10 protein-coding genes, 1 tRNA gene and 1 rRNA gene are annotated in these 16,664 nt (G+C 54.7%); 6 read left to right on the top strand and 6 right to left on the bottom strand.

Features of this window, described 5'->3' with window-relative positions:
- Nucleotides 1-23: 23 nt before the first annotated feature.
- A 16S ribosomal RNA gene (locus tag MUN46_RS04430) occupies nt 24-1,556 on the bottom strand.
- A gap of 349 nt (nt 1,557-1,905) precedes the next feature.
- Nucleotides 1,906-1,982: transfer RNA gene (locus tag MUN46_RS04425), tRNA-Met, on the bottom strand.
- A gap of 71 nt (nt 1,983-2,053) precedes the next feature.
- Between MUN46_RS04425 and MUN46_RS04420 the strand changes: the two genes are divergently transcribed.
- Genes MUN46_RS04420 through MUN46_RS04400 form a run of 5 tightly spaced genes read left to right on the top strand, consistent with a single transcriptional unit; the run spans nt 2,054 to nt 7,152 of the window.
- Nucleotides 2,054-2,665 carry an NUDIX hydrolase gene (locus MUN46_RS04420; RefSeq protein WP_281069906.1) on the top strand — a complete coding sequence of 204 codons (612 nt, stop codon included), beginning with the start codon at nt 2,054-2,056 and terminating at the stop codon, nt 2,663-2,665.
- A gap of 8 nt (nt 2,666-2,673) precedes the next feature.
- Entirely contained in the window at nt 2,674-3,510 is an 837-nt protein-coding gene (locus MUN46_RS04415) for an arginyltransferase (protein WP_243377754.1), read from the top strand.
- Between the two features lie 32 nt (nt 3,511-3,542).
- Nucleotides 3,543-4,595 carry a quinone-dependent dihydroorotate dehydrogenase gene (locus tag MUN46_RS04410; RefSeq protein WP_243377753.1) on the top strand — a complete coding sequence of 351 codons (1,053 nt, stop codon included), beginning with the start codon at nt 3,543-3,545 and terminating at the stop codon, nt 4,593-4,595.
- A 29-nt stretch (nt 4,596-4,624) separates the two neighbouring features.
- The gene (gene thpR, locus MUN46_RS04405; RefSeq protein ID WP_243377752.1) at nt 4,625-5,152 is read left to right on the top strand and encodes an RNA 2',3'-cyclic phosphodiesterase; all 528 of its coding nucleotides are present in this window, start codon (nt 4,625-4,627) and stop codon (nt 5,150-5,152) included.
- 20 nt (nt 5,153-5,172) lie between these two features.
- Nucleotides 5,173-7,152 carry a (Fe-S)-binding protein gene (locus tag MUN46_RS04400; protein ID WP_243377751.1) on the top strand — a complete coding sequence of 660 codons (1,980 nt, stop codon included), beginning with the start codon at nt 5,173-5,175 and terminating at the stop codon, nt 7,150-7,152.
- Nucleotides 7,153-7,504: 352 nt separating this feature from the next.
- Here MUN46_RS04400 and MUN46_RS04395 read toward each other — a convergent pair whose 3' ends face one another.
- The 3 genes from MUN46_RS04395 to hrpA form a co-directional block, all read right to left on the bottom strand.
- On the bottom strand, nt 7,505-9,307 hold the full coding sequence (locus MUN46_RS04395; protein WP_285230561.1) for an IS1634 family transposase: 1,803 nt from the start codon (nt 9,305-9,307) through the stop codon (nt 7,505-7,507).
- Nucleotides 9,308-9,545: 238 nt separating this feature from the next.
- The gene (locus tag MUN46_RS04390; RefSeq protein ID WP_243376753.1) at nt 9,546-10,712 is read right to left on the bottom strand and encodes a D-alanyl-D-alanine carboxypeptidase family protein; all 1,167 of its coding nucleotides are present in this window, start codon (nt 10,710-10,712) and stop codon (nt 9,546-9,548) included.
- Nucleotides 10,713-10,933: 221 nt separating this feature from the next.
- Complete coding sequence (gene hrpA, locus MUN46_RS04385; protein ID WP_243376754.1) at nt 10,934-14,701, bottom strand: ATP-dependent RNA helicase HrpA; 3,768 nt, start codon at nt 14,699-14,701, stop codon at nt 10,934-10,936.
- Between the two features lie 750 nt (nt 14,702-15,451).
- On the opposite strand from hrpA, the gene MUN46_RS04380 reads away from it, so the two are divergent.
- Entirely contained in the window at nt 15,452-15,736 is a 285-nt protein-coding gene (locus MUN46_RS04380; RefSeq protein ID WP_237979523.1) for an oxidative damage protection protein, read from the top strand.
- A gap of 109 nt (nt 15,737-15,845) precedes the next feature.
- Here the strand turns inward: MUN46_RS04380 and rpiA are convergent, their stop codons facing one another.
- A complete protein-coding gene (gene rpiA / locus MUN46_RS04375; protein ID WP_243376755.1) occupies nt 15,846-16,511 on the bottom strand; it encodes a ribose-5-phosphate isomerase RpiA in 666 nt (221 codons plus the stop codon).
- Nucleotides 16,512-16,664: the final 153 nt, after the last annotated feature.

Raw genomic sequence — 16,664 nt, 5'->3', positions numbered from 1 at the left:
CTCCTGAAAGCCTTGCTCTCTTAAAAGGAGGTGATCCAGCCGCACCTTCCGGTACTGCTACCTTGTTACGACTTCACCCCAGTCATGGAACCCACCGTGGTCGTCGTCCTCCTTGCGGTTGGACAAACGCCTTCTGGCGAACCCCACTCCCATGGTGTGACGGGCGGTGTGTACAAGACCCGGGAACGTATTCACCGCGGCATGCTGATCCGCGATTACTAGCGATTCCGACTTCGTGCAGTCGAGTTGCAGACTGCAGTCCGGACTACGATCGGTTTTCTGGGATTTGCTCCGCCTCCTGGCTTAGCTGCCCTCTGTTCCGACCATTGTATGACGTGTGAGGCCCTAGCCGTAAGGGCCATGACGACTTGACGTCATCCCCATCCTCCTCCGGTTTGTCACCGGCGGTCTCATCAGAGTGCTCTTGCGTAGCAACTGATGACAAGGGTTGCGCTCGTTGCGGGACTTGACCCAACATCTCACGACACGAGCTGACGACAGCCATGCAGCACCTGTGTTCAGGCTCCCTTGCGGGCACCCCGGACTTTCATCCGGGTTCCTGACATGTCAAGGCTAGGTAAGGTTTTACGCGTTGCGTCGGATTAATCCACATCATCCACCGCTTGTGCGGGTCCCCGTCAATTCCTTTGAGTTTTAATCTTGCGACCGTACTTCCCAGGCGGTCAGCTTCACGCGTTGGCTTGGTTACCCAGAAATTGCTTTCCGAACAATCAGCTGACATCGTTTAGGGCGTGGACTACCAGGGTATCTAATCCTGTTTGCTCCCCACGCTTTCGTGCATGAGCGTCAGTCATGTCCCAGAGGGCTGCCTTCGCCATCGGTGTTCTTCCGCATATCTACGCATTTCACTGCTACACGCGGAATTCCACCCTCCTCTGACAGACTCCAGCCGTGCAGTCACAAATGCAGTTCCCAGGTTAAGCCCGGGGATTTCACATCTGTCTTGCACAGCCGCCTGCGCACCCTTTACGCCCAGTAATTCCGATTAACGCTTGCACCCTGCGTATTACCGCGGCTGCTGGCACGTAGTTAGCCGGTGCTTATTCTTCAGGTACCGTCATCAAAACCGGTTGTTCACCGGTCCCTTTTCGTCCCTGACAAAAGCGGTTTACAATCCGAAGACCTTCATCCCGCACGCGGCATTGCTGGATCAGGGTTGCCCCCATTGTCCAAAATTCCCCACTGCTGCCTCCCGTAGGAGTCTGGGCCGTGTCTCAGTCCCAATGTGGCTGGTCGTCCTCTCAGACCAGCTACTGATCGTCGCCTTGGTAAGCTTTTACCCCACCAACCAGCTAATCAGATATCAGCCGCTCCTGTCGCGTGAGGCCTTGCGGTCCCCCACTTTCACCCTCGGGTCTTATGCGGTATTAGCTGATCTTTCGACCAGTTATCCCCCACAACAGGACACGTTCCGATACATTACTCACCCGTTCGCCACTCGCCGGCAGGAGCAAGCTCCCCCGCTGCCGTTCGACTTGCATGTGTAAGGCATGCCGCCAGCGTTCAATCTGAGCCAGGATCAAACTCTTGAGTTCAATCACTGCTGTTACTGCTGCCCTGTTTCCAGGGCGTCGCGCTCAAAATCATCGACTGGTGATGCGAAAGCTTCTTTCGAAGCTTCCTATCTTCCATTCGTTTCTTCGAGCACCTGATTTCTTTTGAGCGGAACTCCCGAAGGAATCCCTGAGGCTCTCAAAAACCAGATGCCCACGCTTATCGGTTCGTTGTTCAGTTTTTAAAGATCACTGCCGTTCAAAACGGCGGAGTTCGAATATTACAGACTTAATTTCTTTTTGTCAAGCAATTCGAACTTTTTTTATTTCTCCCCCTCAAACGCAGGGAAAAATAAAACCGCCCAACTTCTATGGCGGCCTCCAGATCAAATGGTTGCGGGGGTAGGATTTGAACCTACGACCTTCGGGTTATGAGCCCGACGAGCTACCGGGCTGCTCCACCCCGCGGTAACCAAACATCTGACGGGTCACTATTGTACGAATAAAATTCTGTTTGTCAAGAACGAGTGAAAAAAAATATGAGCAACCCAGACTTCACACCACAATACTGCAGCCGCTGCGGTCATCTTATGGCCAGCAAGGTCCCCGCCGGCGATGTCAGGGTTCGTCAGGTCTGCCCGCGCTGCGGCTTCATCAGCTACTCCAATCCCCTGCCGGTTTGCGGGACCCTTCCCGTCTGGGAAGACAGAGTTTTGCTGTGCCGCCGCAACATCAGCCCGCGCCGAGGCTACTGGACGCTGCCTGGCGGGTATCAGGAGATAGGCGAATCAACCGCCCAGGGAGCGCTTAGAGAAACCCTGGAAGAAGCCGGCATCCGGGTTAGGCTCGGAAAGCTCTGCACCGTCATGGACGTCCCTTTTGCAAATCAAATCCATTTTTTTTATTTGGCCAGCATGGCATCCCCGGAATTCTGCCCAGGAGAGGAAACCATGGAATGCCGGCTGTTCACTGAAAAGGGAATCCCCTGGGCTGATCTTGCCTTCGGCACAATCAGGGAAACGCTTCGGATTTTTTTTGAAGACCGCAGAAAAGGCAGCCTTGGCACGCACCACATCATTTTCCTGGACAATGACCATCTGTCCAGCGAGAAGACGGTCCCGGACGAGCTCTTTTTATCCCGCAAAGGTTGACTGGCTTTATGGAAACAAACAATTCACCCCCTTGCGGCCCAAATCTGAAGCCTCGCGTTTTTAAATTCCGCGAATTTTCTTCTTTGGAATTCGCGTGCGACTACTTCCATGACAGAAGGCTCGCCACTTTCGCATTCGCACAGAATATCCAGCACGACCCGGTTCTTTTTTACGACGAGATGATCCGGCACGGATACCGCCGCCAGGGCAGCCTGCTGTACCAAACCCGCTGTCGCTACTGCCTCAGCTGCGTCCAGGGCAGGGTGGATGTCCATCGCTTCCGCCGCAGCAGAACCCAGCAGAAATTATGGAACCGAAACCAGGATCTGACCCGAAGCGTCATTCCTGCCGCCAGCGCCATGTCGGAAGAAACCTATAGGCTTTATACGCACTACGAAGCCATCCGCCACCCGGGTTCCCCGATGGTTCGGTTCGGGGAAAAGGAATTTGAAGAAGCGCTTTTGTTCTCAAACGTGGACACCTTTGCGGTTGAGTACCGCATGAAAGGCCGTCTGGTTCTTGTCTCCCTTATGGATGTCCTCCCACGCGGTATTTCCGCCGTTTATACCTTTTATTCACCCGAAGAAGCCCACAGGAGCCTGGGAACTTTTTCAATACTGAATGAAATAGAGTTCACCAAAAAGCTCGGCGCAGAAGCGAGACTTTATCTTGGAGCGTGGCAGGTCAGGAATCCCGGCATGAGCTATAAAAGCCAGTTTCGTCCCTTTGAAGTCTACTGGGAGGACAAATGGCAGCCCCTTGATGAATGCCGGGAGGCTATTTCCGACGCTGCAGACAGGGCCGACCGGCTATTTAAAACTGCGGTTCCGAACTCTTTAAAATAACAGCATTCCTTCCAATTCAAAACAGAAAAACCATGCTCTACGACATCGCTCGATCCGTGCTTTTCCGCATGTCTCCTGAAACAGCTCACGCTGTAATAATGCACAACATTGATTGGGCTGTTGCCTTCGGGCTAACCCGCTTGGTGGCAAAACTGCCAAATGACTCGCCTGTCACGGTCATGGGGCTGAGATTCCCGAATTCCATAGGCCTTGCCGCAGGGATGGACAAAACGGGCTCGCACGTTCAAGCGCTGGGAGGACTCGGCTTCGGTCATATCGAAATTGGCACCATCACGCCGAGGCCGCAGCCGGGAAATGAAAAACCCCGTTGCTGGAGAGTGATACCCGCCAAGGGAATCATCAACCACATGGGGTTCAATAACTGCGGCGCACTTGAAGCTTTGAAGAATTTAAAAAGTGCTGATGCGTTCAAGTTAAGAGGCGGCATTCTCGGCATCAATATCGGGAAACAAAATTCCACTCCTTTGGAAGGCGCTCTGGGTGATTATCAGGAATGCATGGAAAAAATGTATCCAAAAGCAGATTACCTGGCCATAGACATTTCCTGCCCTAATACGCCCGGCCTGACAAAGCTCCAGGATGAAAACGAGCTGGATCCCCTGCTGAAAGGAATCTCTGAGAAAAGAAAGGAGCTGGCGGATCAACAGGGAAGGAAAGTTCCCATTACTGTGAAAATCAGCCCAGACCTGGACACTGACTCCATCCGCCGGGCCGCCGACCAGTTCGTGAAGTACGGAATGGACGCCGTCACAGCAACCAATACGACCATCTCAAGAAGGGGCATCGAAGGGCTGCCTAACAGCACCATGGTCGGCGGGCTGTCCGGAAAGCCCCTGTTTGAACGCTCGACGGAAGTCGTCAGAATTCTATCGGAGCATCTTAAGGGAGCACTGCCCATCATCGCCTCCGGGGGCGTCATGAGCGCCGAAGACGCCGTAGCAAAAATGGAGGCCGGAGCCAGTCTGGTCCAGCTTTACACAGGTTTCATTTATTCCGGCCCGCAACTGATATGCGATGCGGCAAATGCAATCGCCGATTGGCGTCGGCAGCGCTGCGATCATTAGATCAATCAGCCGTGTCCTGGAGCGAAATATTGGCAATAGAAGAACCGCTGAGGGCTTTTATTGCCCTTTGTCCAGAAGAAGAGACCCGGAGAAAAATCTATAAAGTATCAAAACAAATCGAGTGTCTGCAGCCAAACGGAAAATTCAGGCTCACCCCGGCAAACAAGCTTCATATGACGCTTGCCTTTCTGGGCAACATCAGTCAGGAAGACCGCAGGAAAATTCTGCTGATGCTCAGGACAGGTTCATTTCCAGGCTCCCGCTTCGTGCTGGACCGCATGGGCGTCTTTCCAAAATCCGGAATCCTTTGGCTGGGTGAGACCGATTCATCCCTGAGCGCCCTGGCCGGCCAGGTGCGCAAAGAACTCGCCAATATCCGCATTGGTTATGATAAAACCCCTTTCAGGGCCCACGTGACGCTTGCCAGAAACTGGCGGTTGCCGGCTCCTGTGATCAAATTCAAGCCGATAGTCTGGGATTACGGCGCTCCCTGCCTTGTTCTGTCCATTCCCGACGGAAGAGGCCGCAGAAATTACCTTCGCATTAAATCGGAATAAGTCTTTTCAAAAATTTTCGTATGAACCCCACTCCATTTCGCCCGACATTCTGGAACATCCCCGTAGAAGGCCAGATCCTGATCTATATCCTCGGGATCCTCGCCGTACTCTTTTGCGCATGGGGAACGGTCAAATCAGTCAGAGCCATTCTTTCCGGCAAGCCCAAGGCACTCAAAGAGGACCCTCGCGAAAGGCTCCGTCGTTTGTGGAACGAATGTTTTCTACAGACACGCATTATGAGAACGGCTTCGGGGAAAGCGCATTTCGCGATTTTCTGGGGGTTCATTTTCCTATTTTTTGGGACTGCTGCGGCTACGCTGGACTGGGATGTGACAAGAACTCTCTTTGGCGTCCGCTTCCTAAAAGGTGATTTTTATCTTTTCTATAAACTCATCCTCGACTGCGCCGGCGTGGCTGCACTTATCGGCCTCGGTTACGCAGCTTACAGCCGATGGATAAAAAAAGGCCCGTCGCTGGAGGCTTCGCCACGCTTTGCCGCGTTGATCGGATCCCTTGCCTTCATCATCATCACCGGCTTTTTTATTGAGGCGCTTCGCCTGGCTGCGCAGAAACCGGAATGGGCAGGCTGGTCCCCCGTAGGCTGTCTGCTGGCCGGATTATTTTCCAGCCTTTCCGCCCCGAGCCTTACAACAGCGCACGCGCTGCTGTGGTGGATCCACGGCTTGAGCGCCCTCGTGTTCATCGCAGCAATTCCCGCCACCTTTTACTCCCACATCTTTAAGGCGCCGTGGAACATTTTTGAACAGAAGCTGGAGCCTCTTGGAGCCGTTCCCAATATTGAAAAGATCGAGGAGCAGGAATCCTTTGGCATTTCTAAGTTCGACCAAATGTCCTGGAAAAACCGGCTGGACTTCGAAGCCTGCACTGAATGCGCAAGATGCACTGCGGTGTGCCCCGCGGTCAAAATGGAAACTCCTTTGAATCCCAAAGAGTTCGTGCTGAAGCTGCAGCGCGCCGGCAGGCAGAAGGAAACACAGGACCTTTCCGGCGTAATCTCTGAACAGGAGCTTTGGTCCTGCAGCACCTGCGGGGCCTGCCTGAACGCCTGTCCTTCCCGCATTGACATTCCGGATCTCGTCGTCCAGATGCGGACCCACTACGCACTTGAGGAAGGGAAATTCCCTCCGGGGGTTGCAAAAACCCTGCAGAATGTCGCCACGGTGGGAAATCCCTGGGGTCTTGATCCCGGCTCCAGGCTGGACTGGGCTTCCGGCCTGGATGTTCCCCTGCTGGAAGAAGGCAGGCACGTCGATGTGTTGTATTGGGTCGGCTGCGCCGCCTCTTATGACAGAAGAGCCCAGAAAATTGCTCGGGCCATGGTCAAAATCCTAAAGGCTGCCGGCGTCTCCTTCGGCGTCATGCCGGAGGAAAGATGCCATGCCGATTTTGCAAGGCGTCTGGGGGAAGAGTATCTGTTTCAGACCGCAGCCGCGGAAAACATCGAAAATTTCAAGCGCTACAGCTTTGACCGCATACTCTGCGCCTGCCCGCATTGCTTCAATACGCTGGCCCATGAGTATCCACAGTTCGACGGCGGCAAGTTCCAGGTCATCAGCCATGCGGATTTTATTTTGGAGTTAATTTCCAAAAAGCTGCTCCCGGCTCTGTCCCCTGATGAGGTTTCAACCGTTTATCACGATCCTTGTTACTTGGCCCGCTACAATGGGATTGCTCAGTCCCCGCGCTCGGCGCTTCGGACTTTTGTACCAGATCTGCGCGAGCCTGAAAACATGGGGCTTTCTTCGCTGTGCTGCGGCGCAGGCGGCGGACAGTTCTGGTTCGACGGGAGCAGAACTCAGAGAATAAATGTCATTCGCTTCGATGAGCTGAAAGCCACGAAGGCGGCACGCATCGCCACGGCCTGTCCTTTCTGTATGTCGATGCTGGGCACTGCCAAATCGCAGAGGAAGGACGAAGGAACAGTGATCAAGGATATTGCTGAAATCGTCGCAGAAGCTCTGGATAAAAAGAGCCGCTGACCCAAAGCGGGTCCGGCGAGTCCGCCTGAGGAAGCTCGCCGGACCTTGGAACCAGTTCGTGCAGCCGCGAAGAAAAAGCGCCTCACGCACGCAAAAAAAGGCGCATCGCTTTTTAGAGCAGTGCGCCTTTGTCTGACTTGATATTTTTAGGCCTACATCAGATTGTAGGGCAGCCTGGCGGCCCCCATCTTGACGCCCAGCTGCTGCTCATACCAGCTTCTAAGCTTTTTCACATCATTGATGCGGGCGTTGTCCTGACTTTTCCGTGATTTCTTTATCAAACCTTGTGCGGAAGCCTGGTACTCAAGGCTTTCGGCTGTTTTTAAAACTATCCAGCGATGTAGGTAAATTTTTAAGCCATAGGCAGGCGAGAATGGAATTTCCTGCGGATGCTTTCAGCCGTCTCAAGGTCTTTCAGAGGCTCGATCCCGCAGGCGTTAAGGATCTTGTCGCAAAGTTCCTGTAAAGAGAGAAGATCTCCTTTTTCATTCCTGACGCTGAGCGACTCCGCGTTCTCATTGCTGCAGCAGTAGAGGAAAGACTGAGCCTTCTTCAGCCCCTTCAGCCTGCTGATCTTCATTGATTCCAGCGCCCGAATGAGTTCCGCGCCTGAAACATCAAGACCGGACTCGCGCAGCTTCTTCATTAAAAGCCGCTGGAGAACCAGGCCGATGTAGTTGAGGACGAAATGCCCACGGATATGCTGGTCTGTCCAAACGAACACAGGTCTGGCCCTAAGATCGGTCTTGAGCATCCGAAAGTTGTTCTCAATGCGCCAGAGCTGCCGCAGAAGGCCGTAGATTTCGGCGGGCTTGTGCTTCTGCAAATCAAGATTGGTGAGCAGCGCCATGTATCCACACCACTTGCGGCGTTTGTCGTAAAGGGCTGAGTTCAGCTCAACTTTAGTGGTCCCCGGCTTGATAAAAGCTTTGTAGCCGCTTCGCCCCGCCGCTTTCACAGCGGCGGGGCCTCTTGCCACAAGGTCGGAAGCACGCTGCCACTTGAGTTCAAGCTCCTGGCTGTCGTGTTCAAAGCGTTTGGCGGAATAGGTGGCTATGCAGGTGGCCTTGAGGCTGACCGGTCTTCGCTGGCCGGTGCTTTTGTCCACGACCGTGCGCTCAATGGACAAAGGCATTTCCTTGATTCCCCACCGAGGGTCATCCGGACTGGAACTCCAGTGCCAGCCGTCGCAGTCCAGTAATTTCTGCTGGTCCGACACAGACAGCTTGATGTAGGGAGGGAAGCCCACAATGAAGTTGAAATTGGATTCCTGCAGCGCCTCGAGATTGATGTACTGGTTCAGCCCGCTGTCAGCAACCACCGTGACATTCTGGACTCCGTAATCCCGGCTGAATTTCTTCACGACCTCCATCAGGGTGTGAACTTCGGCTGTGTTTCCGGGGAAGATTTCGTAATTGAACGGAATGCCGTCTGCATCCACCAGAAGCCCCAGCACCACCTGGGTCTCCTGGGTCCGATGCTCCTTGCTCATCCCCCGGCGGCGCAGGCCGTCTTCAATAAAACTCTCGAAATACAGTGTGGTCACGTCATAAAGCGCAATTGTCAGGTCGCGCTTGTAGAGCCGCCCAATGCCGTCATTGAGCTTTTTGATGATAGCTTCCTTGCGGTCGGCCAAAATGTCCAGGCTGTCGTAAATCTGATCGAGGCGCAGGTCGCTGAAGTCGAAGACGAATCTTTCCTTGTTGAGCCAGGAGGAGCGCTTCGAGGAAGGGGCGATCAGCCGTGAAACGACAGAAAAGAAAATCGTCTTGTCCACGTCCCAGCCGATCCGGTAGTTGTGACGATAGTTCTGAAAATAATTTGAAATTCCCAGCTGCTCCCACAGAAGCCTGTAGGGTGCCGGCGTACAGGTCCTGCAGTCGGGCCGCCGGTCTGCCGCGCTTGGCGCAGCGACCCGCGACAATACTGTTTCCTGGATCGTCTGGCTGTACAGCGAAGAATCCGCCCTGAGCTGCTCGGCGTGTTTCTGGATCTTCTCCATGGCGTCCGGGTCTTTTTCAAGCAGCTTCTTTTTGTTCCCGTAGCTGGCCAGCACACGGCTGGTGGGTTTGCGGGTAAGCGGGTCTCGGAAGCTTTCGCAAATGTAAACGTATTCCACACCCTTGAACTTCTTGATTGAAACGGAGATGGCCATGGGAAAGCTCCTGTCAGACATTTACATCATATCATGATTAACACTAATCTAACTACATAATTACGACAAAGCTTGATAAACATCAACGCCTCACAAATTTATGTTTGTATTGATATTTATCCTTGTTGAGGACGGCTTTTTAGGTAAAAGTCAGGAAGAAAAAGCGCCTCACGCACGCAAAAAAAGGCGCATCGCTTTTTAGAGCAGTGCGCCTTTGTCTGACTTGATATTTTTAGGCCTACATCAGATTGTAGGGCAGCCTGGCGGCCCCCATCTTGACGCCCAGCTGCTGCTCATACCAGCTTCTAAGCTTTTTCACATCATTGATGCGGGCGTTGTTGCTGGTTGAGTTGAGGACAACCATCAGCACGCGATTGCCATCCACCTGAGACTGCAGCACCATGCAATGCCCGGCGGCGCCGGTATAGCCGGTTTTCTGCAGCCCGATATTCCAATCCCTGCCTTCTCGGATCAGGCGGTTGGTGGATCTGACGTGAATAATGCCCGCCTGGGTCGGAAGTTCAATATTCGGGGTTGTCGAATATTCCCTGATGGTGGGATAACGGTAGGCTTCCGCTGCTATCCGGGCGATTTCCCTCGCTGTAGAGCGGTTATGGACCGACAGGCCTGTAGGTTCTTCAAAGGAGGTGTTCTTCAGACCGAGTTCCCTGGCCGTGTCGTTCATTTTCTGAACAAAGGCGTTCATCCCGCCGGGAAACGTGCGAGCAAGAGTGTGAATCGCCCTGTTGTCCGAACCGGTTAATGCCACATGCAGCAGATCTGACCGCGACAGGGTCATGCCGATGCGGAGCCGCGAGAAAGATGATGAAGGGAGATAGTAATCTTCCTTCTGGACAGTCTCCGGCTCGCTCATGGACAGGTTGGATCTCATGATCACAAGCGCCGACATCAGCTTCGTCAGAGAGGCCACGGGAAGCTGGGAGTCTGCGTTTTTCTCAAACAGGATCCTGCCGTTGTCCTGATTCAGCATGAAGGCACAGGCTGCGTCGAGCATCAGCTTTCCGGAAGAGGAAGGCTTGGAGCGAAGATTCTGGGCGACAAACTGATCTGCAGGTATCTGGCTCGCGGTCGATTCAGGCGCACGGTTAAGGGAGGTTTTGACAACGCCGGAAGAAGCTGCACTGCGGGTTTTTCGGGACTTTTTGGCTCCCTTGGGCGCTTTTATTTTAGGCGCCGCTTCCGCCGCCCCGCGTCGTCTCTGTGAAGCCGACGGGGCCTTCGCCTTCTTTTTCTGAACTGCGACTCTCTTAGGGGCCTTGGCCTTCTGACCTGCCGATTCCACGCGCTGCCCGCGCTCGGCTCGAGCGCTGGCCGACTGAGTTGCCGTTAAGGCGAAGCAACTCAGAAGAACCCCCAGAAATACTTTTTTCAACGAGCAGGGCATGAAAATCTTTGCCTCTTAACGTCTCTGGCCGTTTTTTCAATCAAAAAACGCCGGTTACCAGCTGAATCCAGCGAAACTAACTCAGTATGAATCGATAATACCTTCTTCAAGGTATGTCTGCAATTTGCAGCTGACTCAAAAACCGCGGATCCATTATTTTCAATCGTCAGAATCTACAACTTCAATTTCATATATTTCAATATGTTATTGATTGCACCAGCTTAATACTTGATCGTTTCCCATATTTTTTGTAACCGTTTAATCGACACCGGCATCGGCGTGCGCAGCTTCTGCGCAAACAGTGAAACGCGCAGTTCCTCCAGCAGCCATCTGAATTCCTCCATGCGGGGATCTTTCTGTCCTTTTAATTCGGCTAGCTTCCTTAAAAACGGAACCTCCAGTTTTTGGATATTCCTCATTTTCTCCATATCAGCCTCTGGAGAATCTCTATATTTTTCAAGCCTCCAAGAAATTGCTTCCAGATACCTCGGATAATTTGAGAAGGACTTTGAGGGGATATTGACAATGAAGTTCTTGGGGAACAGACGAGTCAACTGATTGTTAACGTCTTCCAAAAGCTGCTTTTGATTTTTATAGGCATTCAGCTTCTTTGTGATCTGTGCTCCCTTGCCCACGATGTCCGCTATCGTTCGAGCCAGATCCTGCGCAATAAGCGAAAGCCTTCCGCGGGTATCTTCAAGCCTGCGGAAGAATTCTCCGCGATTCTTAGGCAGAGGCTCGGACAGGGCCGTACGCTCCAGCGCGCCGTCGATCAGCTGTGTTTTCAAATCATCGAAGCTTTCAAAATTCCTGCCTATCGGCGGGACGGAGGCCGCCTGGAGCATGACGTTCTGCAGCCCCCGCAGGCTTTTGTCGATGAAGCGGATCTGCTCCTTCAGCTGCAGCCTAAACAGCTTCCTCAGCCCCGCACGATGCGTTCTGGCCGCCTGGACTGGATCGTCAAATACCTCGATTGAAACGTTATCGCCGTGATCCACCAGAGCGGGGATCCCGATAAGAGTCTGGCCTTTGCGGTGAATCTCCATCAGTTCCGGCAGCTCATCGAAAGACCAGGTTGTCAGAGAATCCTCGAGCTCACTGACGGCATCTGCGTCCTTATCCGCGATATGCTGGAAGTCTTTCCTCGCCTGCACCCCGAGCTCAGCCCGCAGTTCCGCAAGACTGCGGCTCATCCCCAGCTGCCGGCCATGCTCATCGACGACTTTGAAATTCATCCTCAGATGAGGAGGAATTTGTTCCATCTTGAAGTCGGACCTTTCGGCCAGAACGCTTTTTTCCTTCCTCAGATCGCTGATCAGGACATCCAGAAGATGGGCGTTCTGGCTGCCGCTGTCCGAATGCCTCTTAAAAAAGCTGTCCGCGTAGTCCGCTATCGGGACGCAGCTGCGCCTCATTCTCGGCGGAAGGCTTTTGACCAGGCAGTGAATTTTTTCCTTCAGCATTCCCGGGACGAGCCACTCGCACCTGACCTCGTCGACCTGGTTCAACGCATAAAGAGGAACCGTGAGCGTCACGCCGTCGCGAGGGCTGCCGGGATCAAAGTAATAATTGAGCGACATGACAATCCCGGACATTTCAATGGTCTTGGGATAGAGATCGAGGGTGACGCCGTGCTCGGTTCTCTGCATCAGCTCGTCGCGGGAAAGCCACAGGATTTTGGGATTCTCCGGTTCCTTTTCCTTCCGCCACTTCTCGAGCGTGGCCGCGCTGCACACCTCCGGCCCCAGCTTCTCGTCATAGAAAGAATAAATGTCCTCGTCGTCCACGAGTATGTCAGGACGGCGGCTTTTCTGCTCAATGTCCTGAATTTCCTTTATGAGGGCCGCGTTGTGCCTGTAGAAAGGAGCCTGAGAATCGAAATCGCCGGCCACCAGGGCTTCTCTTATGAAAATTTCCCTTGCCGCCGCCGGATCATGTCTGGCAAAGGAAACCTTCCTGCCCGAATAGACAGGAAGCCCGTACACGGTTCCGCGCTCCAGGGCGACAACCTCCCCTCTTTTCTTTTCCCAGTGCGGCTCCGCCCAGCTTTTCTTCAGAATGTGAGCCGCGGCCTGTTCAATCCACAGGGGATTCACATCCGCCACGCAGCGCGCATAGAGCTTTGATGTCTCGACAATCTCCGATGCGACGATCCACTCACCGCACTTCTTTGCCCTCGGAGAGCCTGGCCAGATCCAGAACCTGATCCCCCGGGCTCCGGCGTAGGGAGGAGCCCTGAAGTCTGAATCAACTCTTCTCATCCCAATCGAGCCGAGCAGACCTGATAGAAGCGACCGATGAATCTCTTCAAACGTGGCGGGCGCCGTGTTAAGCCTCCAGCCAATCTCTCTGACCATCTCAAGCAGCTGGCGGATGACATCCTTCCATTCCCGCAGTTTCCGCGGCGACAGGAAGTTTCTTTTCATTAAGTCCTCGAACTTCCGGTTCGATTCCTTGTTTCTGAAGGCCTGGCTCACAAAATTCCATAACTTCAGGTAGGACAGGAAGTCGCTGCGGGGATCCGACAATTTTTTATGGGCCTCGTCGGCCGCAGCGGCATGCTCCGGAGGCCTCTCGCGGGGGTCCTGCACCGAAAGGCCGGCCGCGATGATCAGCACCTCGGCCAGGGCGCCGGATTCCGAAGCCGCGAAAAGAATTCTGGAGAGCTTCGGATCCACGGGCAGCTTCGCCAGCATGCGCCCGATTCGGGTCAGGTCGCCCTGCTCGTCCACACAGTTCAATTCGTTCAAAATGGCATAGCCGTCTGCGATAGCCTTCGCTGTGGGAGACTGGACAAAAGGGAACTCCCTGACATCCCCGAGCCCCAGGGATTTCATCCGCAGGATGACCGCCGCGAGGTTGCTGCGCATGATTTCCGGATCGGTGTAGGCAGGCCTCCGGTTAAAGTCCTCCTCGCTGTACAGGCGGATGCAAACACCGTCTGCCACGCGCCCGCAGCGGCCGCTGCGCTGGTTGGCCGAGGCCTTTGAAACCGGCTCGATCAGCAGCTGCTCGACCTTGTTTCGATAGGAATAGCGCTTGACCCTTGCGAGCCCGGAGTCGATGACGAACCGGATGCCGGGTACCGTGATGGAAGTTTCCGCCACGTTGGTCGCGAGCACCACCCTCCTGAGTCCTTTTCCGGATTTGAAAATTTTTTCCTGGTCTTCGGCCGGCAGCCTGGCGTAAAGGGGAAGAATTTCCAGCTTCCCGGCCGGATGCGACTTTCTCAGCTCGTCGGCCGCCTCCCTGATTTCCCGCTCTCCCGGCAGAAAAACCAAAATATCGCCCCTGCCCGTCATCTCGAGTTCATCGGCAGCAGAGGAAATGGCCGTCATCAGATTATGGTCATCGCCGCTGTCATCTTCTTCAATGGGGCGATAGCGGATCTCCACCGGATAGGTCCGGCCCGAAACATGAATAACAGGAGCAGGATGCTCGTCATCCACACCGAAATGACGCGCAAATCTTTCCGTATCAATGGTGGCCGACGTAATAATGAGCTTGAGGTCCGGGCGCCTGGGCAGAATTCTCTTCAAATACCCCAGAAGGAAGTCAATGTTGATGGAGCGCTCGTGCGCCTCGTCAATAATGAGAGTGTCATAGCGGCGCAGGAGGGGATCGGACTGCGTCTCAGCAAGAAGAATGCCGTCCGTCATCAGCTTGATCGTGGCCCCGGGGCTGGTGTGATCCGTAAAGCGGACCTTGTAGCCCACGACCGTGCCAAGCTCTGTGTGAAGCTCCTCAGCAATTCGCCGGGCAACGGAACTGGCCGCGATACGCCGGGGCTGGGTATGGCCGATCAAGCCGGTCCGCCCGCGTCCGGCCATCAGGCACAGCTTGGGCAGCTGGGTTGTTTTCCCCGACCCGGTTTCGCCCGCAACAATAAGAACCTGATTCTCCTTTATGGCGCGGACGATTTCCTCTCCCCGCTGAGAAACCGGCAGCCCCGGGGCCAGCTCTACCGGGCCGACCGGCGTCCTGGCCATCTCGGCGCCAGGGCTGTCCTTCTTTTCAGGTGCAGCGGGACGCCTGCCCGAAGCCGGGGGGCGTTTTCCCTTTCCTGGCGCGCTTTTCCCGGTTTCCTGCCGCTTTCCCCTGCTCAAAAGAGCCAGGGACGGCGCCAAATCCAGGAGCTCGCCTGAGCGCTGCTCACTTTGCTTCTCACCGCCCTCCGCGGGCTGTCTTCTCTCCGCCGCGGCGGGGCCGCCGCTGTCTTTTTTGCTCCTTTCTGTTTGGCGGACTGCGCGGGCAGAAGGCCGCGGCTCCGGCGTTTTTTTAGCTGCCGCAGGCACGGCCCTTCCCGGAAGCACCGCAAAACGCCGGGAACCGCTTTTTTCAGTCTTTCGGGCGGCAGGCTCCTGCAGGGACTTTCGCGGCAACGCCTGAAAATCCTGCGAAGGGACGGCTGGCGCCGCCCTGCGCTTTTTTCTGGCGGTAAACGGATGCAGGGGATCGACGGGCTGATTCGCTGAAGCTCCGGAACCAGCCGTATTTTTTCCCTGCTGAAGGCTGCCGAGCAGCCTGCCCAGATCGGAAAGGCTGCTGCTTGAATTTTTCAAAGACATAGAAAGAGGGGAGGGAGTGACGTTACTTTGGCTGCGGCCATTATAAAAAATGATTTCCGCCTCGGCCCCTTCAGGCTCGTCTTCTCACCGCCGGCTCACAAAAAAGGTATAAATGCTAGATTGACCATAAACGGCTGAGAGCTTCAGCCATCTCACAGAGAGGAATTCGTCATGACCCATATGGTGAAATGCATCAAGCTGGGAAAAGAGGCCGAAGGACTGGACTACCCCCCGATCCCCGGCGAACTGGGGAAAAAGATCTGGCTGAACGTTTCGAAGGAAGCCTGGAAGAACTGGCAGCAGCTGCAGACCATGATGGTCAACGAATATCAGCTGAATCTCGCCGATCCCAATGTAAGGAAGCACCTGCTGAACCAGTGCGACAAGTATTTTTTCGGGGATGGGATTGATCCCTCGGAAGTTCCCAACTACGTCCCCAAAACAGAGGATAAATAAACAGGCCGCCCGGACGGCGTCTTCCTCGGCCGCAGCCCGTGCAAAAGGCCAGAGGATAAAAAAGCGCGCGCCGCCCGGCCGTTTTTTCTGCGCTGTCCGCGGCCTCTCCTCAGGCCGAAGCCCGGGTGCTTTCCACCACTCCTTCATCCGTCCCGAGCAGGAGAACGTCCGCTTTCCTTTGCGCGAAAAGACCCACCGTGACAACGCCCGGGATCTGGTTCATTTCCCTTTCGAGGCCTGCCGGATCCTGAATGAACAGGCCGTGCACGTCCAGAATTTTGCAGCCGTTGTCCGTTGTAAAGTCCCTCAGAACGGGTCTGCCGCCCATTGCCTCAAGCCGGCGGGCCACCGCATGCACCGCCATCGGAATCACTTCGACCGGCAAGGGGAAGTGCCCCAGGATCCGCACCGCCTTGCTGCCGTCGGCAATGCAGACATACTTTTTCGCCATGGACGCGAGAATCTTCTCCCGGGTGAGCGCTCCGCCGCCGCCTTTGATCATGTTGAAGCCGGGATCAATCTCATCGGCGCCGTCGACATAGACCCCTATGCCGTCAATTTCATTGGGATCCAGGATCCGGAACCCGCGTTCCTGAAGACGCTTCGAGGAACGCTCGGAGCTGGAAACGCAGGCTGGTATCCGGAGTCCCGCCCCGGCCAGGGCATCAATGAAGAAATCAACCGTCGAACCCGTACCCACCCCGAGTACCTGGCCTTCCTCTACGTAGGCGACGGCTCTTTCCGCCGCCGCTTTTTTCTGTTCATTCTGGTTCATGGGATTTGTCCCTGCTGTTAACGTGGGTCTTCCGTCGAAAAAAGCAACGGACCGGCCTTGCGCTGCCGGCGAGCTTCATTTTATTTATCTTTCCCCATGCCGGCATTTTTTCGACTTACACTTTCCCTGCCCGGCTTGTTTGGACTACCCCCG

Source organism: Mesosutterella faecium (assembly GCF_022809315.2).
GTDB lineage: Bacteria > Pseudomonadota > Gammaproteobacteria > Burkholderiales > Burkholderiaceae_F > Mesosutterella > Mesosutterella faecium.
Note: the sequence above shows the minus strand (reverse complement) of the source record. Positions and strands in the feature narration are given on the sequence as shown.

Excerpts from the sequence above, each read along its gene's own strand:
- MUN46_RS04420 (WP_281069906.1), top strand. The coding sequence starts at position 2,054 with ATGAGCAACCCAGACTTCACACCACAATACTGCAGCCGCTGCGGTCAT.
- MUN46_RS04415 (WP_243377754.1), top strand. The coding sequence starts at position 2,674 with ATGGAAACAAACAATTCACCCCCTTGCGGCCCAAATCTGAAGCCTCGC.
- MUN46_RS04410 (WP_243377753.1), top strand. The coding sequence starts at position 3,543 with ATGCTCTACGACATCGCTCGATCCGTGCTTTTCCGCATGTCTCCTGAA.
- MUN46_RS04400 (WP_243377751.1), top strand. The coding sequence starts at position 5,173 with ATGAACCCCACTCCATTTCGCCCGACATTCTGGAACATCCCCGTAGAA.
- MUN46_RS04395 (WP_285230561.1), bottom strand. The coding sequence starts at position 9,307 with ATGGCCATCTCCGTTTCAATCAAGAAGTTCAAGGGTGTGGAATACGTT.
- MUN46_RS04390 (WP_243376753.1), bottom strand. The coding sequence starts at position 10,712 with ATGCCCTGCTCGTTGAAAAAAGTATTTCTGGGGGTTCTTCTGAGTTGC.
- hrpA (WP_243376754.1), bottom strand. The coding sequence starts at position 14,701 with ATGGCCAGGACGCCGGTCGGCCCGGTAGAGCTGGCCCCGGGGCTGCCG.
- MUN46_RS04380 (WP_237979523.1), top strand. The coding sequence starts at position 15,452 with ATGACCCATATGGTGAAATGCATCAAGCTGGGAAAAGAGGCCGAAGGA.
- rpiA (WP_243376755.1), bottom strand. The coding sequence starts at position 16,511 with ATGAACCAGAATGAACAGAAAAAAGCGGCGGCGGAAAGAGCCGTCGCC.